This is a genomic window from Nostoc flagelliforme FACHB-838 (genome assembly GCF_014698065.1).
GTDB classification, from domain to species: Bacteria; Cyanobacteriota; Cyanobacteriia; order Cyanobacteriales; family Nostocaceae; genus Nostoc; species Nostoc flagelliforme_B.
The window spans coordinates 32,935-55,783 of the sequence record NZ_JACJSI010000033.1 but is presented as its reverse complement, the minus strand read 5'-3'; the positions used below and the strand labels follow the sequence as shown (position 1 = coordinate 55,783).

Here is a 22,849-nt window from a genome sequence, read left to right as displayed (position 1 = left end):
GAATGGCAATGTCAATGATCAAAAAAGTGATTAACAGAGGGAAGAACAAACAAGGCAGTTCCACCTCCAGGATTTTAACATTACCAGTTTTGGCTATAGCTGGATGGTTGACAACGCTCTTGCCTAATGTGGCTGTTGCTGCCTCCTACAGCAATGATTATAGTGTCTGTGCGGGTCGCCTTTTGAAAGTAGGTGTTACGGCAGAGGCCGCTTCACTTGGTTGTGCATCCGCATTACGTCCAAGGGATTTGGCTGCTTGTGTGGTTAAAATTGAGAATCAGACCCAAATTGCCGCCACAGATGCGCTTTATTCTTGTGGTAAGGCCCGCCGTCCTGAAGAGTTAGCTACCTGTGTAGTGGGTGCGAGTTCAAGTACTCAAGAAGCTATTAATCCAGCAGTTTTGGATTATTGCGGTCGTAGTTTGTTACCTGTGCGCTTTGGTCAGTGTGTGGTTGGCTTACGTAGTCAAATCGACCTTCCTCCTACCCAGGTTTTGGATACTTGTATTAGTGGTGGTGACAGCGTTATCGGCGCTTCATCTTTGTCTACACCATCGACTATAATTCCTGCGGGATCAAGTCCAAGTACCGAGATTACACCATTTCCAACGCAACAGATTGTTCCAGCACAGCCGATTGTTCCAACGCAACCGGTTATTCCAACCCAACCGCTTATTCCAGCACAGCCCGGCACTACTAATTAAATTACACAGTAGACTTCTTGCAAAAGTAACAAATGCCAAGAAGTTGGGGAAGGTGGGGCCCCTCTGGGAATAAGGGGCGGGGGTAAAGGGAAAATTCCATCCCTTTCCCCTTTACCCCTTCCCCTTTCACCCACTTACGCAAGAAGTCTAGTGCTTTATGAAAAAGAATGTAGAGACACAAAATTTCGCGTCTCTACATTCTTTTTCGGGTAAAGCATAATTAATTTCTGGAGATGTGTAGTAGGGTTTGCATGATATTGCCCACCCTACTATAACTGGAGCGACGCTAAATAATTTACTCAAGTAACTGGTTAAAGATAGAGAAATCGCTACAGTGTACTAGTCTTCTCTTTCGCCAAAAACGGTCTGTAAAACTACAGGGATACCTCCGTCTTGATGATATTTATCTGCCCAGGCACGGATAACTTCATCCAATTCTTCCATAGCCTGCTCCATTCTTTCTGGCAGAATATCAAGTTCTTCCAGTAAGCGCATGGCATTTCGTCGCCGTTCTGCCCAATTTTTCATCATACGGAAATACCGAGCGGTATCTTCCACCATAATGTAGGTACGTTCTTGATCGTCTGCTGGTGCATAGAAAGGACGAGTAAGAGCGTAGAAAGGCATTCCCCAAGGAGAATCAATGCGTGTTACCGTTCCTGAATAAAGCAGGCGGCGTTTGATATGCTCACCCAAGGCTTCACTCAAAGGCATTTGGTGTTCGGGTGGCAAGTCTTCTTGCGATCGCCTGTGCAAAAACTCGATCAAATCCAGAAACTCAAAAGAGCTAACTAACTGGGCATCAGGTAAATTACTGGGCAGTTTTTGCTCAATTTGTCTTTTTTCTTCACTTGTCAGACTAGTGCCAGGAACGCGCGATCGCCCCGGTTGCCAAGGATATTTTTCTAGCCAGACATAAGGCAATTGAATCAAATAGCGAGGCTCTTGAGAACCCAGCATTTTTAATAGCTTGCCTTCTGTTAATGCCTGTCTGACTTCTTCTACAATAATTTTTACTCGTTTCGGCTCCAAGTGATGCAAATGCCCTGTCATCCGCAGGTTTTGCCCCTGCTCTAGATAGGTCATGTAAATTGCACACTTTGCGGCTGTTGCGGCTGCGTCTAGAAATGCCCCATGCCTGTGCCCACTCGTCCGCATGGCACTAAAAGCCAGATAAAGCATGATCTGATCCATCGCACTGGGGTCAAGACGTTTGATCAGATCTATGTCGTTACTCATATTACAGACAATTGAATAGCACGTTTACACAGTTTTTAATCGAATGAAAATAGGTAGTATACACCTGGCTGAAGGCTGTCTTTAGTTCAGACTATATTAGTATGCGATAACGATAATATCGGTAGTAGCACAAACTACCATTTTCGCATATTTTCTAGTACAAAAGCAGATTCGGTAGTTGTTACTATAACTGTCTCTGCATCTGACCGAAAAATTAAAGATATTACCAAGTTCAGTTTGACGGTGGTTTACTTCCCAAAAGTCAACTGTGTTGCAAGTAATCTACAAAGCCTTTCAGTTTTCTGGGGTTTTTCTCATCTTTATAAGAGCAACAACGTCAAGCTGCTTACTCCTAATTATGACACTATGCCGACTCGGAGTAAAAACTAGTTTGCGCTGTTCATCTAGGATTTCTGTTACTCGAAAAAGATGTTTTTTTCCAGCTTTGGTGAATTATTTGTAGTACACAGGTGACTAAAAATAATTGGGAATTGTCTAAAAAGAAATCGCTTACCAGATGTAGCCACATTTAGAACTTGAGCTACACGGCTCATTGTGAACTATCATCCTTTTCACAACCTCCAGTGATGTCTTAGCAGTATCAGCCGTTGGCTTGAAAGAAGATAGGAGACATCAAGTAGAGCAAATAATTCCAATTTCAAAATACCCGTTATTGTTTTCAAATATCGTTCCTTATCATATCATTGTTTTTTGATTTTAGAATAAAATCATGTATTTTAGATTTGATAAATAACAACTATTTAAACACTTTAATATCTTGGGTAAATCAAGGTTTGATGATATTTTTTTGCTCCTAAATCCAAGTCTGATTTATTCTTTCACATTGATAATTAGACACAGACAGCCGCGATTAATTCAGGCTAAATTGCCTAGCTACAAAGTTTTGTTACTTAGGCTAATAACTTAATAACTAGTTATTAACCATACATATAATAAAACATATTGGATTCTATCTGAGAATTATTTACGGGGTTTTTCTCACTTAATTTATATTTATTTAACGAAAGAAATATAAATTTGGGTGATTTGATTAATTCATTGGCTACTTTCAAGTATGTTTTGACCTCGCTGTTGTATATATTTGAGAGACTTGAATCGCGTAGATAGTTTATTGCTAGAAAAAGAGGATAATCCGCAGCGGGCTACGATGTAAGCTTCTTTCTCTGAGCATCTGGGCGATCGCAGACCAAATTCTAAGCAGGTGGGCGTAAAATTTGCCGTTGGATAAGGCAGGAGCCGGAAGGCAGAAGCCACAACAGAAGAGGGTTTTAATCTAGTTCATCTTTCTTTACATAGTTTAGTTTTATTGTGCCCACTTACTCAATACAGGCCAGCAAAAATAAACATACCATTTCACCAAACACAAGAGCATAGAATAGAATGAGGAATTTTTAATTTCGCGTTACCCACAGGAGTTTTAGTAGGATAAATGTACTAGCTGTTTCACGGGCGATCGCTGCATATATTCATGTAGCAACAATAGTCTCCGACGCTTAAAAAATGAGTGACTCTAAACACTTGTCCTACTTCTTCATCTTCTAGTCTCAAAACGTGTTGCAATGGTCTTAACTCCTTGCGAATCTACTCTTTGAGCAAGTACTCGTACTCAATTGCTGGAGTCAGTACTACTCATACTGCTTACATATACGTGTTTTCCCTACTTGTATCAGGCTAAATCCTTAAAAATATATTACAAGTCAAATTTTTCTAAATTACTGCTGTATACAAGTGTTACCTCCACCTGTATCAGGTTAAATCCATAAATATCTTATTAATGATGAATATTAATCGCTTATGCAGCAATCCTATTTGATTTGCCAAAATCGCAGTACACCTTAGCCCCGCCAGCTCTTTGGTGGAGTGGCCGGGTTTAGTAAATAATCGATCTAATGCAGAAGTAGGGGCGCACAGTAAGCTTACTGTGCGCCCCTACTTCATGTAATTGAAAACGGACTTTTGCTATTAGCCAGAGACTTAATATCTCTAGCTGTTCTGGAATAGATTTATGTAGAGACGTTGCAATGCAACGTTTTTCAATCCTGAATACTCGAATTTATCTGAAATTTGGTAGTTAATTAAATATATAGAATACCTACGCTCGCATTAGTTTTAGAGAACTTAAAAATAGGTATATTCATGTGAGGATTGATGCTGAGAGTGATGGGAAGTAAACTAGATCCCATCACACTTAAGCTGATTGAACTCGCCATTTAATTCGTGGGACTAGAGGGTTTAACCTGATTTCGCATTGTTTCAAAGCTGAAAGCAGCCGCGCCAAAAGTTACAAATAACACTCCCAGAATTTGCACGATATCCAAATTTTCTTGAATGATTAACCCAGCAAAAATCACGGTTAAAACTGGGATGCTACCACCAATGAGTGCCGATCGTGAAGCACCTAGTTTAGTGATCCCAACATTGTTGAGCAAATAGCCAGCAAGAGTTAGCACACCTAAAATAAAAGCGCTTAAGACCAGTTCCAGCATCTTTGAGCTGTCAACTACTAAATTCCAAAAAGGTAGCATCAAGCAGATAAAGCTCAACAGCAACATGGTAGCGAAGTTAATTAAGGTAAAAGTCACGGGATGCAGTTTACTAGCACAAACCCGCGTCAGAATTATGTAGGCAGCAAAAGCCACACCCGAAAGAATGGCGGTGCTGCTTCCCATTGAAGTATTACCTATACCCATGCTGGGAGAACCCGCTAAAACCAACAATTCACCGCAGCAGATCGCCGCGATCGCAGCAATGCGGAATATTGTCGGGCGATCGCGAAACAGAAACCACGACAATAGAGCAGTAACCATTGGATAGATAAAGAACAGTGCGATCGCCATTCCAGTTTTGACTTGAGCGATCGCAATGTAAATTAGCACCTGAGACAAAAACAAAAAGCATCCACTCACAATCGACAACACTAAAATCTGCCTCGTACCGGCATTGGTAGGTGTGGGATTTCCTCGGACTGATGCGGCCAAGTTTTCCAAGTCTTGCCACAATCTGGGATGCAGTATGGGGGACAACAGTACCATTAGTGGAACTACCACCATAAACCGTAGCGTCAAAATTAACAGGGTATTTCCTATAGTCGGTGGTAGCAACTGTTCTACCTCTAAGACTCCAAAAATCTGAGAACCTTCGTGGAAAATTACTTTGATGGCTACGTTGTAAAGCGACGATACCACCGCCGATAAGACAATTAACAATAACCCGAATTGGAGTGTCGAGAAGTTGGAGGAATTAGGCGATCGCGATTGTGGGGGTTTTGCTGCCGATTGTGGCTCTAGCGCGGTGTTCGATGAGGATTTAGCTTGGTTCTGCGATCCGTTCTTGCGGAGGACAGAAATTGGTTCAGTAGTATTTAGCTTTTGAGAAGGTCGTGTTATTCTCGGACGTGGCACAGGCGCAATCAGAGGCTCTGATGTCGTTTTGTTTTCTGCCAAGTTCTGATTGAGGACAGAAATTGGTTCAGTAACATTTTCTTTTGGTGCTGGAACTACACCTGCCGAAGGCTCTGATGGCGTTACCCTTGGGGACAAGTCATTGTTGGCAAGAGAAATTGGGTTCGCGGTATTTTCTCTAACAACCGACTGTTCTGATGGCGTTACCCTTGGGGACAAGTCATTGTTGGCAAGAGAAATTGGGTTCGCGGTATTTTCTCTAACAACCGACTGTTCTGATGGCGTTACCCTTGGGGACAAGCCATTGCTGGCAAGAGAAATTGGATTTGTGGGATTTTCTCTAACAACTGGTGGTTTTGATGTCGTTTCCCCTTGTGAAAATTTGTTGGGGATCGAGGAAATTGGCTCAGGGGAATTTTTTACTACTTCGCCAAGCGGTGGCCGGGATGTCTCAAAAGAACTGTTTTTTTCTGGCTCCGTAAACTGTAAAACAGTAGGTGTACCTGCTGTTGCTGCTGCTTTACGTGAAGTTTCTTCTATAGTTTTTTCTAGTTCTCCATGCAGGCGATTAACAAACTCTGTCAAAATAGTTTCCCCTTGTTGCTGCTGGCTGTACATCCGTGACAACTGTTGGGAAAGATTACTTTGATAGTTCTTCAGTTCTTGTTGCAGCGAGTTAAAAGTAACTGTAACGGTATCATCCAGACTGTCAAACATGTGTTCGACTTTTTCATTGATTTCACCTACTACATTGCTGCTCACTTCAGCAGACTTCAGCGCAGCTTGTTCATAAGATTTGCCTTCTACGCTTTGGTTAGCTAAATTTGCCAGAGAGGATTGCAGTTGTGAAGATATATGCTTCGCCAGAACTTCTGCCAGTTGACGAATTAACGCTTGCTGCTCAGTAATTTGGCGCACTTGTTGTAAATGCTCTTTTTCCTCTACCAAGCTTTGAATTTCATCAGATAACCGATTTTTTTCTGACTGAAGCCGCTTTACGTCTTCCTGTAATCCTCTAAGAACATTCTGCTGAAGATTTTCTAAGTCTTCAACTACAGCCCAAAGAGCATTTTCTGCTGCTCTAGATAGCTCCCCTCTGACTCTTGGGTTTTCTGGTTGCTTCTCGAATCGCCCCATTAGCTTCTAACCTCTAACACTTTGACGATAAAGCTGCTTCCTGTACACTTTATTGGCGGTCATCCTAATTTCCTGTATTTTGTCAGATAAATTAAAAAGTTTAACAGCACTTGGGCATTTCAACGTAATTCTGTCATACTAGACACAGGTTAGCAAAGCATCAAGTTTATCCCACGCTTTACTACACTGTGTTCTCTTCAGCATTGACAACTATTTAGCCATTCGATTTTCAATTTTAGAATTATTTCCACGACTGTAAGTCTCTTGGACTAAGAGTTTTAGTGTTTTTTGTCAATTTAATTCTCATCAATTATTATTTGCCAATGAGATTTTTACTTTTTAAATAAATCTCACTCCAAATAAATATTTATTGTTTTGCTGCCAATAATAATTATCAAAGACTTGTAGATGCGTGTGCGTAGGCGCAAAGTAGTTTATTGCGAGACATCGCCAGAAAATTGTCTGACTTGCGAAACTAGCTGTAATTTGTGTGTAATGTAACTTGTGTGACAGTTTAAATCTCTAAATGGAGATTAAAGTATCTTTCTATGGAAATTCAAAGTTACGTTATCCCCTGCACAACATTCTAAATGAATGAACAGCAATTCTGCAAAAACACTCTTTTTTGGCGTTGTTGCAGTCTAGGTTTTACTACAAGTAAATTGCAGTAGAGGAAAAAGTTAGGAAAGTATTAATAATTCTTAGAGAAATAAAATCCGAGCGATGCTAAAGATGGCAGCGCTAAGGGCAGCACTTACGGGAATGGTAATTAGCCATGCGGCGGCAATACCTTTTAGTGTTTGGAACTTGATCGACTTGAAATTTTGCATCAGTCCAATACCCACTACACCACCGACGAGAGCGTGGGAGGTGGAGGCTGGTAAACCTAGCCGGGAGGCGATGAGGATGGTAGTAGCAGTAGCAAGTTCGGCACAAAATCCACTACTAGGTTGCAAGGCAATAATATTTTCGCCAATGGTAGCGATAACTTTTTTACCCCAGACAGCTAAACCACCAACAATACCAGCACCACCAAGAATTAAAATCCATATTGGGATAGTGATACCATCGGTAGGTACGCTACCAGTGCGATTAATGTAAACGATCGCAGCTAAAGGAGCGATCGCATTTCCCACATCATTAGAACCATGAGCAAAGGCTACGAAGCAAGCACTTAGTAGTTGGAATCGGGCAAATAATCTTTCTATGGAATTGGGGAAGGTAGGGGCCTCTCTGGGGATAAGAGGTAATGGGGATTGGGGACTGGGAAACGCTTCTTCTGTTTCTTTTAACTGTCGCCAGCTAATTATTGTGAGTCCAACTGCTGCTACAGCACCGGTTAACAGTGGGATGTCGTAAGCAGGGATGTTGAAACCAACTTGCTCAATCACAAAATTGGTTAGTGGTTGAGTCAACGATGGTAATACAATCACGCCGAATACACCCAGTAGTAGAGTACTCAACCAGGGAATCCATTCTTGTAACTGCACTATTTGATTGGGTTGATCTAAAATCCAGTGCTTGATTTGACTGTAAAATAAAGCAGCGATCGCACCACTAATTAACGGCGTTAAAATCCAGCCAATGGTAATGAAGCCAATTGATGACCAATCAATTGCACCTACTCCCAAAGCTACCCAGCTAAATCCAGCGATCGCACCAACAACCGCATGAGAAGACGATACAGGTAAACCGCGTGATGTGGCAATTTGCAACCACACACCAGAAGAAATTAGTACCGTTACCATCCCAGTAAGTAATATTTGAGGTGTAGCTGCGAATAAGGCGGGATTAGCAATTTTCGTCGCTAGAGTTTCCGTTACCTCATGTCCAAACAACACAGCACCCGTAAACTCTAATATCCCAGCAATTATTATCGCTTGTTTGAGAGTGACAGCTTTGGAACCTACAGAGGTTCCCATCGCATTAGCAACATCGTTTGCTCCGAGATTCCAGGCGACGTAAAAAGCTAGTAGAACGACTACGACTTGGATAATAAGCATTTTTTTGAGGCTGATGGGGGAGCAGGGGGAGATCACAATTAAAAATTAAAAATTAAAAATTTTTAATTGAAGAGATCCCCCTTATCTTCCTTTTACGGATAAATTAAGATTTTATAAGTATTTGGTGTGGGTGCGATCGCTTGCTCCACAGCTGCTGATAAATCTTTTAATGGATAGCGATCGCTAATCAATGCTTGCACGTCAATCCGCTGATTAAATACAATATCAGCCGATAAATTCTGAAGCCGATAAGATGAGCTATAACTGCCGATTAAGTCGATTTCCCGACGGTAGAGGATATTAGGGTTAATGGGAATTTCCACCTCATCAGGAAATTCGGCGAAAAACAAAATTTTGCCACCTTTGCGGGTACTATCAAGTGCTTGAAAGAAAGCTTTATCACTAGGAACAGCCAGCAAAGTAACATCAACACCTAATCCACCAGTTAGGGCATGGATTTTTGCTGTTAAATCGGCATCACGCGCATCAAAAGCCGCCTCTGCACCGACACTCAAGGCTTTTTCAATTCTAGAGGGCAGTAAGTCAGTAGCGATCGCTTTTGCTCCGAAATATTTCACCAACATGATAAACATTAACCCAATTGGCCCCGCACCAGTAACTAACACAGTTTGTCCTGGGGCAATTTGAGCTTTTTTCACTGCCTTCAAACAGCAATTAGTCGGTTCTACAAAACTCGCTTCTTCAAAACTGATATTATCCGGGATGGGAATTAGCCCACCATTTTCCACAATATGTCCGGGAACCTTGACATAATCGGCAAAACCGCCACCACTGGCGTTAAAGCCTGCGGTTGTGGAGATGTTTTTGTAGACATCACACATGGAGAAATTATCATTTAGGCAGTAGACGCAATGCATACAAGGGATGTGGTGCATCACTGCTACCCGTTGTCCAACTTGCCAACCTTTGACATTATTGCCTAGTGCTGCGATCGTGCCGGCGGTTTCATGTCCAAAAATGCGCGGCGGTTCATAAAGTGGATAACGAATTTTTTTAATATCTGACTGACACAACCCCACAACCCGCACCTGTACCAGCACTTCATCTGGTTCTAGCGTTGGAACTGGGATATCTTCGTAAGACAGTTGATTAACGCCTCTAAATACCTGTGCTTTCACGTTGGTTTTTTCCCGCTCAACGATACTAGATGTAACATTAGCAGCCAACGTTGTGCTATCAAGTTTGAGATTTCTCTGTTTTAGCTTGTTCTAGTTCATGTTCTAAGCTTTGTTCAAATATTTAAAATGCTTTGACATCAAGTGATGAGAGCTTTCCTTCTATTTTCCGATTTTTAACTTGTACAATCTTCCCTCTATTATCTTTAGCAGTAATTGTTAAAATTTCCCTGTTTCGCCATACTCGATATCGTTCACCTTCCAAATATTTGCCACTTTCTGGTGATGGTCTTCCTACTATTTTTAAAGCTTTCTTTGTAGTATTGAAAATACTCTCGCCGTATTCATGCAACAAAATTTTTGCGGTAAATACAGGTATCTGTTTACTTAGTAACTCAAGTAGTTCATCAGCAGTCTGGGGCTTCCTTTTATACTTTGATGACTGTCTCTGCACTACTTGAACCATTTCTTCCGGGTATTTATCAAATAGATCGCTGAGAAAATTATCAGGTGACTGTGCTTTTATATTCAAAGGAGCTAGAGCTTTAGCACTAAAGTCCTTAATATTATTGGTAACAATAATATCAGCCCTAGCTATCATTGCAGCAGCAAGAACATGACGATCTTTGGGATGATTGGTCATGGCTGCCTCTATTTCCCAAGGTACTTGTTCAACCATTGCTTCAGGAAAAGCTGTTTTTATTGCCTCCTGTAGTTTTTTAGCTAGTTCGGCTGATACTATATCCTTAAGAACAAGCTTATCCATTGCTTCATTCAAGATTTTCTGCGACCAATAGGGCATGTATAAGCCAAACTCAGCAGTGGTCAGCAAAGTATCTCGAAGGTACATTGGAAAAAGAACACAGGCATCTAATATCACACTGGGCATAGAAATTTTTCTGAGTACTTATTCATCATACTCATACAAACCAGCCTCTTCGCTGATCTCAACTAGCTGCTGTAAAAATTGGTGACGTTTAGCATCCCTTTGTTCCTTATATCTTCTCAAATCCATAAAACGAACACGTCGATGTGTTCCCACAGTTACATAGGGGATTTCACCTTGCTCTAGTAATTTGATTAGATAGGGACGTGATACATTTAGAAATTCGGCTGCTTGTTGTGTCGTCAATTCCTGCTCTTGAGGAACTATAGATATAGCCTGACCTAATGCCATTGCATTGACAACTTGACGCAGCACCTGGTAAACAGAATCAGGTATAACAATTTCTTCTCCGTTTGTACCTACAAGTTTCGGGTGGGAGCCTTCAAGTTTTAGAAGACGTTCTATTTGCTTGATTGATTGGGTTTCTTTTTCTTGAGCCATCACTGACTCTAAAGGCAGGTTTTGCCCAGATATGATAGCCATTGTGGTGAACCTTAACTCTTTTGATCATGTATCCATAATAATATATTTCACATTACATAAACGCAATATCCGAAACAAAGATGAATAAACTATGGGAAAGAGGTAAAAGAAGCTGATGATTTGCCCTCTATAAAAATAAGGTATCGATAACCTTGATGTTGGCACTTAATCATAGGCGCTATGTCAACTACATAAACGAAATATCCGAAAAATAAAATAAATTATCTTATCTGATGCCAAGCTATCTGGAGAGAATATCTCGGAACTCCAGTGAGGTTAAGTGATGGTTAATCAAACATACACAGCGGATGTCTTAGTTGTCGGTGGGGGAACCGGAGGGACTGCGGCTGCTATCCAAGCAGCGCGACGGGGAGCTAAAACCATTTTGGTGAGTGAATTTCCTTGGTTGGGGGGGATGCTAACTTCAGCTGGGGTGTCTGTACCTGATGGCAACGAATTAGAAGCCTTTCAAACGGGGTTGTGGGGGGCGTTTTTGCAGGAATTGCGACAACGACAGCCTGGAGGATTAGATAATAGCTGGGTAAGCTTTTTTAGTTACGATCCCCGCATTGGGGCAGAGATTTTTGCAGGCTGGGTGCAGGAATTATCCAATCTACAATGGATTTCTGGACAAGTACCAATAGAAGTGTTCCGTCAAGGTGATTTGATTACTGGTGTCCGCTTTGCTAATTTTGCTGTTACAGCCAAAATTATTCTCGACGCTACAGAATTGGGAGATTTATTGGCTTTAGCTGAAATACCTTACCGCTGGGGTTGGGAATTGCAATCTGAGTGGGGAGAACCCAGCGCCCCAGTGATTTTTAACTCTTTAACCCAGAAATATCCTGTGCAAGCGCCCACCTATGTAGTGATTATGCAGGACTTTGGTGAAGCTATTGCACCAGAAATTCCGGCTGCTTCTAACTATAATCCATCCCAGTTTACAGGTGCTTGGGATGGCTATGGAGCAGAGACATTTTTAAATTATGGACGTTTGCCTGGTGGTCTGTTTATGATGAATTGGCCAATCTGTGGCAATGACTACGGCGAAGGGGTAGGGCGGTTGATAGAGTCAGATGTATCCAGAGGTGAATTCATCCAAGAATCTCGCAGGCACAGCCAAAATTTTGCTCATTTTATCCAAAAACAGCTTGGTCGTCGCTATGGTTTAGCAGAAAAAGTATTTCCTCACACCCCTACAGCTTTTGCACTGCATCCCTATTACCGGGAAAGCCGCCGCTTAGTGGGGCTAACTACTGTCCGAGAACAGGATATTTTACCTATTACTGGAGGTAGAGTTGCATCTATATTTAATGATGCGATCGCCCTACAGCCCTTCTCTCAAAGGAGACGCTACGCGAACGGGCATTCTACAGCAGGCGTTTGCAAAGCAATCGCAGTTGGTAACTACGCCAATGACCATCATTATCCTGGTATTCAATTCCCACTGCAACCAAAATCTATCCGTTGGGGGGGACGTTGGACTGGAACTCCTTTTACAATTCCCTACAGTTGTCTAATTCCAGCCACAACAGATGGTTTCTTGGTTTGTGAAAAGAATATTTCTGTCTCCCACATTGCCAATGGAGCCACCAGATTACAACCTGTGGTTATGAACATTGGTCAAGCAGCAGGGATGGCAGCGGCGATATGTGTTGAATTAAACTGCCAGCCGAGGGATTTACCTGTTAGAACTCTGCAAACGGCTTTATTAGAAGATAATCGCTCAAAAGCGCTCATTATTCCTTTGTTTAATCTTCCCCCCAATCATTCGGATTGGCGGCACTGTCAGCTGTATTACTTAGATAACCCACAAGCCTATCCAGTTAATGGCGATTGCCCCTGCCCATCCGAAAATGATTGCTCTGACTCTGCTTTTGACAAAGCATTCATTCAGGAAAGTAACTGTTTCACAGGTATTTTTTACCGCTTGGAACAGCAAGAATACAGATTCACTGTCACAGCACCAGCTGCATATCAAGGGCAAAATTGGCAGCTTGTGACGTTGCGATCGCATATCGACGAGCAATTACGCGCTTATCCCCACGAACAATTAGTTACATTGTGGGGTCGTCAGAATCAGTTTGGTAATTGGTTATTAGTCGAAAATTTAGACGAAGGCTAAGAAGAGTTTATTTTCAGTAAAACAGAATACTTTTTGATGAATTGTCCGGATATTAATCAAAAAGCTAAGTATCAGTGAAGTGGAGAGTTCCAAAATAGACATCTGCTATGCGTGCTGCCATTTCACTTTTAGTCTCGAGTCTGGTGTTCGGCCCCTTAGCTTCTAACTGCCAAGCAATGGCCAATCACTTATCCTATGGGCTGCCTTCCACGCCTGCTTCGGAACAGTGGCTCTCGGCGGCATCTGAACAAGCTTCAGATGATGCGCCACGTCATCGCGGTAGTGGGCGCAGAGAAGTGACACAAAAATTCGGAAATATCTATGTTGTGGTTTAACTACCGTCGGGTAATGCCTCTTTTCCTAAAGGAACACAATTACCAGAAAACACGATGTTGTGCTGACATCTTGAACACAGCTTTTCTGGCAGAGATATATACAGTTGACACACTAAAATCTTCAGCGATGGCTTAGTATTTCAACTGCAAGCTTTGTATATATAGTTGGCATCAATCCTGCCGATCAAAACGCAAATCAAATTAAGTGCCTTGATCAACACCATTACCAACTCCTCAAAAGCTACACAACTGTTGCTCATATTCCTGAAAAGCTCTACGTCTTAATCTCCAACGGCTCTAGAAATAGATGTTACTTAGACTATCAGTTAATCTAAAGCACATCTAATTTAGACATTTTGCTTGTTGAGGAAACAGTCTTAAGGCAACTTTACTTTATTGTCCAATAGGTTTTGTTCTCATACATTTAGTAGATGGTTATCTAGATAGCAACTAATTGATCTTCGCTCCGACGTTTGTTTAGCGTCCTTTGCCGAAGTATAAAATCTCTTTCGTTTCATCTGAGCTTTTCTAGCAGATGGATTTGCACAAGTAGTATAGGTTTATTGTATTTGCCAAAAAATCTTACTATTCCTGAGCTACTCTTGCCCCTTGGTTGATTCTCCTCACAGATGGCTCCCGACAAAATAAATATTAAGAAAGATCGCACTAGATCATCTTATTTATTTTAATTCTACACCCAAGGGCAGATGCAAAATTTTGCATTTGCCCTTTTTAGGTAAAGTTTATTTAAAGATAAGGGAATGAGAAGGTTTTTTCTCAAGCTGGCTTATGAGCAATGAAATACTTACTCATAAAATGGACTTGCGTCTCAATATTCTCAAAGCCTACTCTCTGTAAACGTTCTAGCAAGTTATCAGTGGTGTAATGCCTGTAATAGGGTTCATGGAAAGTTTCGGGAAAAGAATTCATTATATGTTCCAACTCAGGTGAATCACTCAACTGAATTGAGTCACAGATAATAAAGACTCCTCCTGGTTTTGTCACCCGGAAGCATTGCTCAATAATACTTTGACGTGCGATCGCTGGTAACTCATGGAAGAGAAAAACAGAAGTTACAGCATGAAAATAGTTATCTAGATAGGGTAACTCTTCGGCATTCGCTTGTAAAAGTTGCGGCAATTCTCCTGGAATTTGGGATAGTAGCTCATTTGCTTTACGCAAATAAGCTGGTGACAAATCCGTACCAAACAGAGATGCTTGCGGCAATGCTGCCCGAATTAACTTCAAAGTCCGCCCAGTTCCACAAGCTACATCCAAAATACGGGTTTGCCGTGGTGCAACCGAATCAATTGCTTTCAGCCCTTGCTTAAGGGGAGCGAGAATCCGCCGCCGCATTGGATCAGCTGCCCCACCAAAAAGAATTTCTACTTGTAAGTCATATAAATTAGCTGACAAGTCACTCAAGTAGCCATCGCTTTGGTGATGGAAGTTCTGCACGTAGTAGCTGGGATAACCATCTGTGTCAATTTCGGGCGAAAAATCTTGGTAATTCTGTTGTTGAACCCGCTCCCATATTTGAGGGGAATCTAGCCATAACAAAGGATAGTAGCGCAAAAAATCATCCCAAGGGTTGTCAAACAGCAGACTTTCCGGGTATACACCTTTTTGGGTGTCTTGCCAGTCTGTTTCCAGCAACTGATTCAATCTCTGTTGAAGTTTGAGTAAAAGCTCATTTGAGATGGGTTTGGTCTTTTGTTCAAGTGTCGGATATACCAGGTTCATCAACCGTGAACTTAATATTTTGTGAGCCAGACCAAAGTAATTTTTGCCCTGCTGAAAGGTTTGATAAGTCAGCTTAGTTAAACTCTCAGGCATAAAAATAGCTCAAGTTTTGATACTTCTATGTAAATAATTGTAACGAAAAAATCACCTACTGTTGGAAAGGTAAAGGCTCCGAGGTGAGACAAATCTGAAGCCAGATGATTTTAGCCATCAACGGTAGATTAGGGAAGATTTTTCGAGCTTTGGGGAAAAATACCTGATATTGTCAGCAAAGGTAAATATAAACTTTTATAAAAAGTAGCTTATGTTACAGAACTTTCGCTATACTAGTTTATAGAGAAATCAAAAATTATATATTCACGAATAGAGAGGACTATGGTTATGTCTATCGCAGATAAATCTCGTGCGTTGATGGTGCGTGAACATCAGCAAGTCAAGAATCGCCAACAATCAATGCTGATGCGGGCTGCACAAGAGCTTGGTCTTCCTGAAGAAGTATCTCACTACTGGAACCCAATTCAAGGGAAGGTAGATGCTAGTAGTCGGATGATCTATGGCCCCAGCCACGCTTCTATGAGCTAAGTTTCAGAAGTCATAAGTTGGATTTTTTGATTGAATGTCTCAACTGACAACTTTGGAAAAAAAAGCCACCCTCTAATTTAGGGTGGCAAAATTTATTACTTTTTAGTTAGATACGACTCTTCATTAAGCATCGTAGTAGAGGTAAAACTCGTAGGGATGAGGACGTAGCTGTAACTGCTTGGTTTCGTTAAGCTTGTAGTCAATCCAATTTTCGATAAAGTCTTCCGTGAAAACGCCTGATTCTGTCAAGAAACCGTGATCGTTTTCTAATGCTTGCAACGCGAGTTCTAAAGAACTTGGAGTTGAGGGAACTTTTGCAAGCTCCTCTGGAGATAGTTCATAGATATTCTTATCTAAGGGTTCACCAGGATGGATTTTGTTTTTGATGCCATCCATACCAGCACAAAGCATTGCAGCAAATGCCAAGTAGGGGTTAGATGTAGCATCTGGACAACGGAATTCTAAACGCTTGGCTTTGGGGTTCTTACCAGATAGAGGAATACGGATAGAAGCAGAACGGTTTCCTTCAGAGTAAGCCAAGTTTACAGGAGCTTCATAACCAGGTACTAGGCGCTTGTATGAGTTGGTGCTGGGGTTGGTAATTGCCAACAGTGCTGGTGCGTGTCTGAGAAGACCACCAATGTAGTACAACGCCATATCGCTCAAACCAGCATACTTATCACCTGCAAACAGAGGTTGGCCGTCCCTCCAGATGGACTGGTGACAGTGCATTCCCGAACCGTTATCGCCAAAAATCGGTTTTGGCATGAAGGTGACAGTTTTACCGTATTTCTTAGCAACATTCTTGATGACATATTTGTAAGTCATCAACCAGTCAGCTGCTTCGATCAACTTACCAAAACGGAAACCTAGTTCGCACTGACCACCAGTAGCAACTTCGTGGTGATGCTTTTCAATGGGCACACCTAATTCTGCCATTGTTAACAGCATCTCTGTACGGATATCTTGGAAAGAATCCGTCGGTGCGACTGGGAAGTAACCTTCTTTGAAGCGTGGTTTGTAACCCAAGTTGGGTTTTTGATCTGTACCGGCTTTACCGGAATTCCAAGCACCTTCTTCGGAGTCTAAGAAGTAGTAGCCTTCGTTAGCAGTTTGGGCAAACCTAGCACTATCAAAGATAAAAAACTCAGCTTCAGGGCCAAAGAAGGCTGTATCACCAATGCCACTGGCAACCAGGTAATCTATTGCTTTTTGAGCAATAACGCGTGGGCAACGGTTGTACGGTTCACCCGTGCGAGGGTCTTTAATACTACAAATTATACTTAGTGTTGGCACTTCCATGAATGGGTCGATCCAAGCAGTGTTAGGGTCGAGTACCATCGTCATGTCCGATTCGTTGATCGCTTTCCAACCCCGAATGCTGGAACCGTCAAAAGCTACGCCATCGGTGAATGCAGTCTCATCGATTTGGTTTTGGTACAGTGTGAGGTGCTGCCAAGTCCCTACTGTATCGATGAATTTGAGATCAATTAGCTGAATTTTTTCATCTTGAATTCTCTTCAAGAGTTCTTGTGGTGTCGTCATTGTTACTCCTTGTCTACCAATTTCCTAAAGTCAACCAGAATCTTACATTGCATCCTAACCCTGCTGATCTCAATCAGGCCGTGACACACCAGAAATATCTTAAATACTAGACATTAGCGGATTTTGTAATTTGTGCTACAGATATCTGGATTATCAGGTTATATTAACCTTTCAGCGATCATCTGTACAAAACTGGAAAGTTCATCACATAGGGGTCAACTTTGGCATAGAATCCTTAAATAGTGGATAGATTGTTTTTGTGCCGAATCTATATTTAAATAGCACAAAAATTTACTGGTGCATAAGTGCAGCCAAATAAATATCAAACCATAAATAGCAAGGATTGGGAGAAAAAAGAATGCGCGATGCAGTAACAAGTTTAATTAAGAATTATGACTTAGCTGGTCGGTATTTTGACCGGAATGCGATCGATAGCCTGAAGTCTTACTTTGACAGTGGTACAGCACGAGTACAAGCGGCGGCGGCGATAAACTCTAATGCAGCTGCACTTGTCAAGCAAGCTGGTTTAAAGTTATTTGAAGAACTGCCAGAATTGATTCGTCCCGGTGGAAATGCTTATACAACTCGTCGGTATGCAGCTTGTCTGCGGGATATGGACTACTATCTGCGCTATGCCACCTATGCGTTAGTTGCTGGAAACACGAATGTATTGGATGAGCGTGTGCTACAAGGGCTACGGGAAACTTACAATTCTTTAGGAGTACCTATTGGGCCTACAGTTCGTGGTGTCCAAATTCTTAAGGATCTGATTAAGGAACAAGTGGCAGCAGCAGGTGTGGTTAATACTGCTTTTGTGGATGAACCATTTGATCACATCACACGCGAGTTGAGCGAACAGGATATTTAGCATCTAGTCTTGGTGATTAGAAATCGTAGAACTATACAAAACAAACAAAGTTCGCGTAAGCGGGCTTAACAAATATCGCACTTTGGCTTGATTGGCAAGGTGCGTTTACTTTTCTTAATGCAAGAAACTATTTGTCGTCTGAAAAATTAATTGTATTACAACGAAAGTAAGTACTGGAAAAATTTTATACATACTCTTATGATGTTTATTATTGATATAAATAATTTTTGGCAATAGTTCTATGAGTATTAATGATCTAGAATTTCTGCACGGTGCGGCTTTTCTTCGACTCCTCAAAGTCCAGCCTATAAAAAAGATGAAATCGAGGATAATTTCAAAGAAATTGAGAACCTTTTAATAAATTACAAAGATAATAATCAATATTATGAAGTTGATATAGACTTAATCATTAAAAGACTCAATTATACAAAAAGTCATTATGTCCTCTCGGAAAAATGGGAAGATAAACGTATTATCAAAGGATTAACAGATATAAAATCAAAAGGTATGGCAAAGGGTCGTTTAAATGTTCGTAGAGGTGAAAGAAATAATAATCAAGGATTAGATATGACGAGAAAAGACCCTTTTGAATGGATGTTTGGCTTCGGCTCAGGTAGGTGGTCATTAGAAGCTAAAGAGAAATATCCTGATGTTCCAACGTTAATTATTTGCTATCAAAAAGGTGAAAAAAAGAAGAAATGGGATGATCATCCTATATATCTACCTATGTTAGTTTTACCTAAGCAAAAATTTGTTTTAATGTTTAATTATGACTACGAAGTGTTACATATCGGTTGGGATGGAGTGCGCCGCATACATGGTTCGGTGGTACATATAGATATTATTAATGATAAAGTGTGGATTCAATATGATGGTACTTCGCAGCCAGTAGCAGAGGCATTATTAGAAGCAGGTATTTTGCGCGAAGATATTGTCTTAGGTTTCCATCCAGCTGAACTACGACAATACACGGATTTTGCTGTATCTTAATTATCTTGATATTGTGTATTTCCAAAGAATAATAGATTAAGTAGCGATCGCTCATACATTAAACGCATTAGCTTATCTTATCTGAACTAGAACCGCCATAAGCCACAATAGAAGTTGCCCATGTTTGAGGCGCTGATTATGGAAGAATTATTGACTTTAAAAGACTTACTTGTTAAAGGCGATGTTCAAGGAGCATTGATTATAGTTGAAGAATTAACAGAAATGAGCCGAAATGACATCATCAAAACGATTCGTAGCTATGCAGTGATTTTGCTATTGCATCTGATTAAACAACAAGCTGAAAACCGCACGACTCGCTCTTGGGAAGTCTCAATTCGGAATTCTGTTCGGGAAATTCAACGGGAAAATAAGCGGCGTAAAGCGGGGGGTTATTATCTTACGCCAGAAGAATTGTTAGAAATCTTAGCAGAAGCCTATTTAAATGCCATTGATGAGGCTTCCTTAGAAGTAGAAGAAGGCCGTTATGAAGCCCAAGAATTAGAAAAGCTGGTTAACCAAGAAGAAATTATCAATCGTGCTTTGGCTTTAATTTTACCAGGAGAGTCTAATTAATTGGCTAAACAGCGACTCGACACACTATTAGTAGAGTTAAATTTATGTTCTTCTCGCGCTTTAGCACAACGGCTAATTCAGGCGGGGGAAGTTACTGTTAATCAGCAGTTAGTTGATAAACCTGGTACAGAAGTTGATATTACTGCTCAAATAAATATTAAAGAGCGATCGCCTTTTGTTTCTAGAGGCGGTGAAAAACTCTTCAAAGCTTTATCAGTATTTGCCATTCCCGTAGTAGAGCGCATTTGTTTAGATGGTGGGATTTCTACTGGTGGTTTTACTGATTGTCTCTTACAAGCTGGAGCAAAACTAGTTTACGGTATTGATGTTGGTTACGGACAAGTTGACTGGCGGTTGCGAAATGATTCGCGGGTGATTTTACGGGAACGCACCAACTTACGGCAACTACGACCAGATGAGTTATATAGAGAAAATGACCCGATTCCTGATTTGGCGGTGGTCGATGTATCGTTTATTTCTTTAACAAAAATTCTGCCTGCTTTGTGGCAACTAACTCAAGCTAACCGAGAAGCTGTATTGTTAGTTAAGCCACAGTTTGAAGTCGGCAGATCCCGTGTGGGTAAAAAAGGTGTTGTGCGCGATCCAAACGACCAAGCTGATGCCATTTTTCAGGTGTTGCAAACAGCCCACGAATTAGGATGGAAATACAAAGGCTTAACTTGGTCGCCGATCACTGGCCCTGCTGGGAATATTGAATATCTTTTGTGGTTGGGAATGGAAAGTGAAACGCCACCACCTGATTTAGAAGCAATTAAGCAAATAACGCAATCAGCAACAACTGATTTACGGAAGAATTAAACGTCGTAGATTAGACACTCTACAGAATCTGGATGGTGATCGCAGTAATTTTCCAAAGAGGTTTTCTTTTATTTTGCTTGCTGTTGATCCGCTTTTTCAGCTTGTAATTCTTCCACAATATCCCAGGCTACGGCACAACCAGCAGAATCAGTGCCATCTACCTCACAAGTTGTGCGGGCTTCAGTAATGGCTTCAATAATGGCTTCTTCAAGATTTGTTGCCCCAGCATTTTCAAATGAGTTTAGGGTAGTTGTCATGATACTTTTACCTTTAATTTACAGAGATAGATATTAACTGTGAGCTTTCAATGACTGGCTCACATTTCCAATTTAGATAGGCTTCCCACACAAGGTGGTGGTAAACACCGCCATCTTTTTAGCAAATTTGAGTGGGAATTACCCTCTTGTCATCTTTGATTCAAAAAGAAAGCTAGGGGAATTCCACTAGTTGAAGTCACTAGCAGAGGAGGTCATTTCCTCAATCTTGCATCCCAAATTCGGAATGTCAGTCAATTGTCAGAAGAGTTTGATAGAAGTTGATAAACACTTATAAACGGTAACAATGAAGAAATAATTATTATTTATTCTCAATATTTTATTCCCAATTCTTGTCGCAAACGATACAGAATTGTGTTTTGGTCAACTTGAGAGAGAATTTCTTGAATGACGCTGCTAGCGCCGAGTTGTCCCCAGGTGCAGCCTTTTTCGAGATAAAGTTGAGCGGCTTTGCCAACGGAATATGCACCATAACCGGCGATACCAGCTTGAGCGATCGCACTGCCAGCAAAGGCAGTAATATTGCTGGGATTGTCACCACTGGTTATTGCAGCAGTAGTTTTACTTAAACCCAAAAGCAAACTGCTACCTAATTCTCCCAGTAGCAAGCCACCAGAACTAAATAAAATCGTTTTTAAAATTTTCCCGGCTTCATAGCTAGTCATGGGCAAACCATACAATCTAGCTAGGGCGCGAATTAAAGCCAAATCCGCAACTGTGCCGCCAAGGATATCTAAAAAAGCGATGGGATTGAGCATTACTGCCAAAGCTTTGTATTTGGTAAATTGCCAAATGATATCTTCAGCTTCTTGTTCGCGTAAGTCGATGGTTTTTTGAGCGATCGCGGCTTCTGCATCCCGTGCTTGGATCAGTGCATTTAAAGCCAGAAGCGATCGCCCTTCCCGATTGAGAATATTCAGAATTGTCTCTTTGAGTTCGTCTACTTGCGGTGGTGGTGTCTCCCATTCATAACTGACACGCCGATCAGGCCACTCTACCCGCACTTCCATTGCTGCTGGTTCCGCCGCCACCATGACAATTTCATCAGGTAGTAGAGGTTTCGCTTGAGGATTCCCAGCACCTAGTTGTTGCAAATTTTGGTAAATCACTTCCTTGTCTGTATCTGGGTAAAGGTCTATTTTGTTAAATACTAAAATCAGGGGTTTTTGCGATCGCCGCAATTCCAGCAGTGCTTGATACTCAGTGCGCGTAATATCACCAGACACGACAAACAAAATTAAATCAGCCTGATGCACGACTTCTCGCGCCATGTCTGCCCGTGACTCACCCTCAATTTCATCTAATCCGGGGGTATCAATTAACTCTACTAGCACCTTACCACCCGGCTGCCAACGCACGGAACGGGGCCATTGAGTGACACCGTTCAGGGGCCCAGTTTGCAGAATCTTGTCTCCCAGTAAGGCATTTAGAACTGCTGACTTTCCCCGACTCACCAAACCAAAGGCGGCAATTCTAATGACGTTGGAATCCAGCTTGTTGAGTGTGGCATTCAAAGCTTCCAATTCTGGTTTTACCAAACCTACCAATTCTGGGTTAGATGACAGCTGTCCTGATTTGCGGAGATATCCATACCAAGACAGCGCTTGTCTGAGACTGGCGCGGGCACGATTTAAATGAGTTTCTTGCAGATTACGCACGAAGTTAGGTTGATTTAAGGTTGGACAAACAACAGGCTACATATCCATTCTGATATAATTTCTAGACTGTTAGCCTGTTTTGTCAAATTAGGCAATTGTCAGAAGAGTTTGCATGCCCTCTTTGTGAAGTGTCCATCTCAGAACATGGGATCGTGTTCTTTATCCCAACACTTGCGATCGCTCCAATTTCTGCCACTATGTTCACATTCCGATGCATTATCTATCCAAGGAATTGATGTAGAGTGGTACGAGTTTCCAATGGGAGTAAATAAGATAGCGGTGAATAAGGGCAATAACAAAGATAAAGTTATCAATGTGCAAATTGA

General features: G+C 41.4%; 17 protein-coding genes and 1 pseudogene. 8 read left to right on the top strand and 10 right to left on the bottom strand.

Annotation, left to right across the window (positions count from 1 at the left end; all coding sequences use genetic code 11):
• Positions 1-2 precede the first annotated feature (2 nt).
• Entirely contained in the window at positions 3-704 is a 702-nt protein-coding gene (locus tag H6G97_RS17715) for a hypothetical protein (RefSeq protein ID WP_190942043.1), read from the top strand.
• Positions 705-1,043: 339 nt separating this feature from the next.
• On the opposite strand, the gene hetR is transcribed toward H6G97_RS17715, so the two are convergent.
• From hetR to H6G97_RS17685, 6 genes are all read right to left on the bottom strand, one after another.
• Positions 1,044-1,943: a heterocyst differentiation master regulator HetR gene (hetR, locus tag H6G97_RS17710; RefSeq protein WP_190942042.1), complete on the bottom strand. Its 900-nt coding sequence runs from the start codon at positions 1,941-1,943 to the stop codon at positions 1,044-1,046.
• Between the two features lie 2,231 nt (positions 1,944-4,174).
• Positions 4,175-6,502: an EamA family transporter gene (locus tag H6G97_RS17705; RefSeq protein ID WP_190942041.1), complete on the bottom strand. Its 2,328-nt coding sequence runs from the start codon at positions 6,500-6,502 to the stop codon at positions 4,175-4,177.
• 701 nt (positions 6,503-7,203) lie between these two features.
• On the bottom strand, positions 7,204-8,505 hold the full coding sequence (locus H6G97_RS17700; protein WP_190942040.1) for an inorganic phosphate transporter: 1,302 nt from the start codon (positions 8,503-8,505) through the stop codon (positions 7,204-7,206).
• A gap of 92 nt (positions 8,506-8,597) precedes the next feature.
• Positions 8,598-9,644 carry an alcohol dehydrogenase catalytic domain-containing protein gene (locus H6G97_RS17695; RefSeq protein WP_190942064.1) on the bottom strand — a complete coding sequence of 349 codons (1,047 nt, stop codon included), beginning with the start codon at positions 9,642-9,644 and terminating at the stop codon, positions 8,598-8,600.
• 121 nt (positions 9,645-9,765) lie between these two features.
• Complete coding sequence (locus tag H6G97_RS17690; protein WP_190942039.1) at positions 9,766-10,530, bottom strand: PIN domain-containing protein; 765 nt, start codon at positions 10,528-10,530, stop codon at positions 9,766-9,768.
• Positions 10,531-10,548: 18 nt separating this feature from the next.
• The gene (locus H6G97_RS17685; protein ID WP_190942038.1) at positions 10,549-11,010 is read right to left on the bottom strand and encodes a helix-turn-helix domain-containing protein; all 462 of its coding nucleotides are present in this window, start codon (positions 11,008-11,010) and stop codon (positions 10,549-10,551) included.
• Positions 11,011-11,293: 283 nt separating this feature from the next.
• On the opposite strand from H6G97_RS17685, the gene H6G97_RS17680 reads away from it, so the two are divergent.
• Both H6G97_RS17680 and patX read left to right on the top strand, forming a co-directional pair.
• Entirely contained in the window at positions 11,294-13,135 is a 1,842-nt protein-coding gene (locus tag H6G97_RS17680; RefSeq protein ID WP_190942037.1) for an FAD-dependent oxidoreductase, read from the top strand.
• Positions 13,136-13,242: 107 nt separating this feature from the next.
• The gene (gene patX, locus H6G97_RS17675) at positions 13,243-13,470 is read left to right on the top strand and encodes a heterocyst-inhibiting protein PatX (protein ID WP_190942036.1); all 228 of its coding nucleotides are present in this window, start codon (positions 13,243-13,245) and stop codon (positions 13,468-13,470) included.
• A 777-nt stretch (positions 13,471-14,247) separates the two neighbouring features.
• On the opposite strand, the gene H6G97_RS17670 is transcribed toward patX, so the two are convergent.
• Positions 14,248-15,306, bottom strand: a complete 1,059-nt coding sequence (locus H6G97_RS17670) for a class I SAM-dependent methyltransferase (RefSeq protein WP_190942035.1) — start codon at positions 15,304-15,306, stop codon at positions 14,248-14,250.
• A gap of 288 nt (positions 15,307-15,594) precedes the next feature.
• On the opposite strand from H6G97_RS17670, the gene gifA reads away from it, so the two are divergent.
• On the top strand, positions 15,595-15,795 hold the full coding sequence (gifA, locus tag H6G97_RS17665) for a glutamine synthetase inactivation factor IF7A (RefSeq protein WP_012411649.1): 201 nt from the start codon (positions 15,595-15,597) through the stop codon (positions 15,793-15,795).
• A 123-nt stretch (positions 15,796-15,918) separates the two neighbouring features.
• On the opposite strand, the gene glnA is transcribed toward gifA, so the two are convergent.
• The gene (glnA, locus tag H6G97_RS17660; protein ID WP_190942034.1) at positions 15,919-17,340 is read right to left on the bottom strand and encodes a type I glutamate--ammonia ligase; all 1,422 of its coding nucleotides are present in this window, start codon (positions 17,338-17,340) and stop codon (positions 15,919-15,921) included.
• A gap of 358 nt (positions 17,341-17,698) precedes the next feature.
• Here glnA and apcB point away from each other — a divergent pair, with 358 nt between their 5' ends.
• From apcB to H6G97_RS17635, 4 genes are all read left to right on the top strand, one after another.
• Positions 17,699-18,208, top strand: coding sequence for an allophycocyanin subunit beta (apcB, locus tag H6G97_RS17655; protein WP_190942033.1), 510 nt, complete (start codon positions 17,699-17,701; stop codon positions 18,206-18,208).
• 507 nt (positions 18,209-18,715) lie between these two features.
• Positions 18,716-19,198, top strand: a complete 483-nt coding sequence (locus tag H6G97_RS52555) for a XisI protein (RefSeq protein WP_242054971.1) — start codon at positions 18,716-18,718, stop codon at positions 19,196-19,198.
• A 138-nt stretch (positions 19,199-19,336) separates the two neighbouring features.
• Positions 19,337-19,771, top strand: a complete 435-nt coding sequence (locus H6G97_RS17640; protein WP_190942063.1) for a DUF29 family protein — start codon at positions 19,337-19,339, stop codon at positions 19,769-19,771.
• Positions 19,772-20,590: a TlyA family RNA methyltransferase gene (locus H6G97_RS17635; protein ID WP_190942032.1), complete on the top strand. Its 819-nt coding sequence runs from the start codon at positions 19,772-19,774 to the stop codon at positions 20,588-20,590.
• Here the strand turns inward: H6G97_RS17635 and H6G97_RS17630 are convergent.
• Both H6G97_RS17630 and H6G97_RS17625 read right to left on the bottom strand, forming a co-directional pair.
• Positions 20,587-20,847: pseudogene (locus H6G97_RS17630) on the bottom strand (CP12 domain-containing protein). The gene H6G97_RS17635 and the pseudogene H6G97_RS17630 sit on opposite strands and share 4 nt — an antisense overlap.
• 329 nt (positions 20,848-21,176) lie before the next feature.
• Entirely contained in the window at positions 21,177-22,523 is a 1,347-nt protein-coding gene (locus H6G97_RS17625; protein WP_190942031.1) for a DUF697 domain-containing protein, read from the bottom strand.
• Positions 22,524-22,849 lie beyond the last annotated feature (326 nt).

What these genes read in the sequence shown, in the direction of transcription:
- H6G97_RS17715 (WP_190942043.1), top strand. Translation starts at nt 3, where the DNA reads ATGGCAATGTCAATGATCAAAAAAGTGATTAACAGAGGGAAGAACAAA.
- hetR (WP_190942042.1), bottom strand. Translation starts at nt 1,943, where the DNA reads ATGAGTAACGACATAGATCTGATCAAACGTCTTGACCCCAGTGCGATG.
- H6G97_RS17705 (WP_190942041.1), bottom strand. Translation starts at nt 6,502, where the DNA reads ATGGGGCGATTCGAGAAGCAACCAGAAAACCCAAGAGTCAGAGGGGAG.
- H6G97_RS17700 (WP_190942040.1), bottom strand. Translation starts at nt 8,505, where the DNA reads ATGCTTATTATCCAAGTCGTAGTCGTTCTACTAGCTTTTTACGTCGCC.
- H6G97_RS17690 (WP_190942039.1), bottom strand. Translation starts at nt 10,530, where the DNA reads ATGCCCAGTGTGATATTAGATGCCTGTGTTCTTTTTCCAATGTACCTT.
- H6G97_RS17685 (WP_190942038.1), bottom strand. Translation starts at nt 11,010, where the DNA reads ATGGCTATCATATCTGGGCAAAACCTGCCTTTAGAGTCAGTGATGGCT.
- H6G97_RS17680 (WP_190942037.1), top strand. Translation starts at nt 11,294, where the DNA reads ATGGTTAATCAAACATACACAGCGGATGTCTTAGTTGTCGGTGGGGGA.
- patX (WP_190942036.1), top strand. Translation starts at nt 13,243, where the DNA reads ATGCGTGCTGCCATTTCACTTTTAGTCTCGAGTCTGGTGTTCGGCCCC.
- H6G97_RS17670 (WP_190942035.1), bottom strand. Translation starts at nt 15,306, where the DNA reads ATGCCTGAGAGTTTAACTAAGCTGACTTATCAAACCTTTCAGCAGGGC.
- gifA (WP_012411649.1), top strand. Translation starts at nt 15,595, where the DNA reads ATGTCTATCGCAGATAAATCTCGTGCGTTGATGGTGCGTGAACATCAG.
- glnA (WP_190942034.1), bottom strand. Translation starts at nt 17,340, where the DNA reads ATGACGACACCACAAGAACTCTTGAAGAGAATTCAAGATGAAAAAATT.
- apcB (WP_190942033.1), top strand. Translation starts at nt 17,699, where the DNA reads ATGCGCGATGCAGTAACAAGTTTAATTAAGAATTATGACTTAGCTGGT.
- H6G97_RS52555 (WP_242054971.1), top strand. Translation starts at nt 18,716, where the DNA reads ATGGCAAAGGGTCGTTTAAATGTTCGTAGAGGTGAAAGAAATAATAAT.
- H6G97_RS17640 (WP_190942063.1), top strand. Translation starts at nt 19,337, where the DNA reads ATGGAAGAATTATTGACTTTAAAAGACTTACTTGTTAAAGGCGATGTT.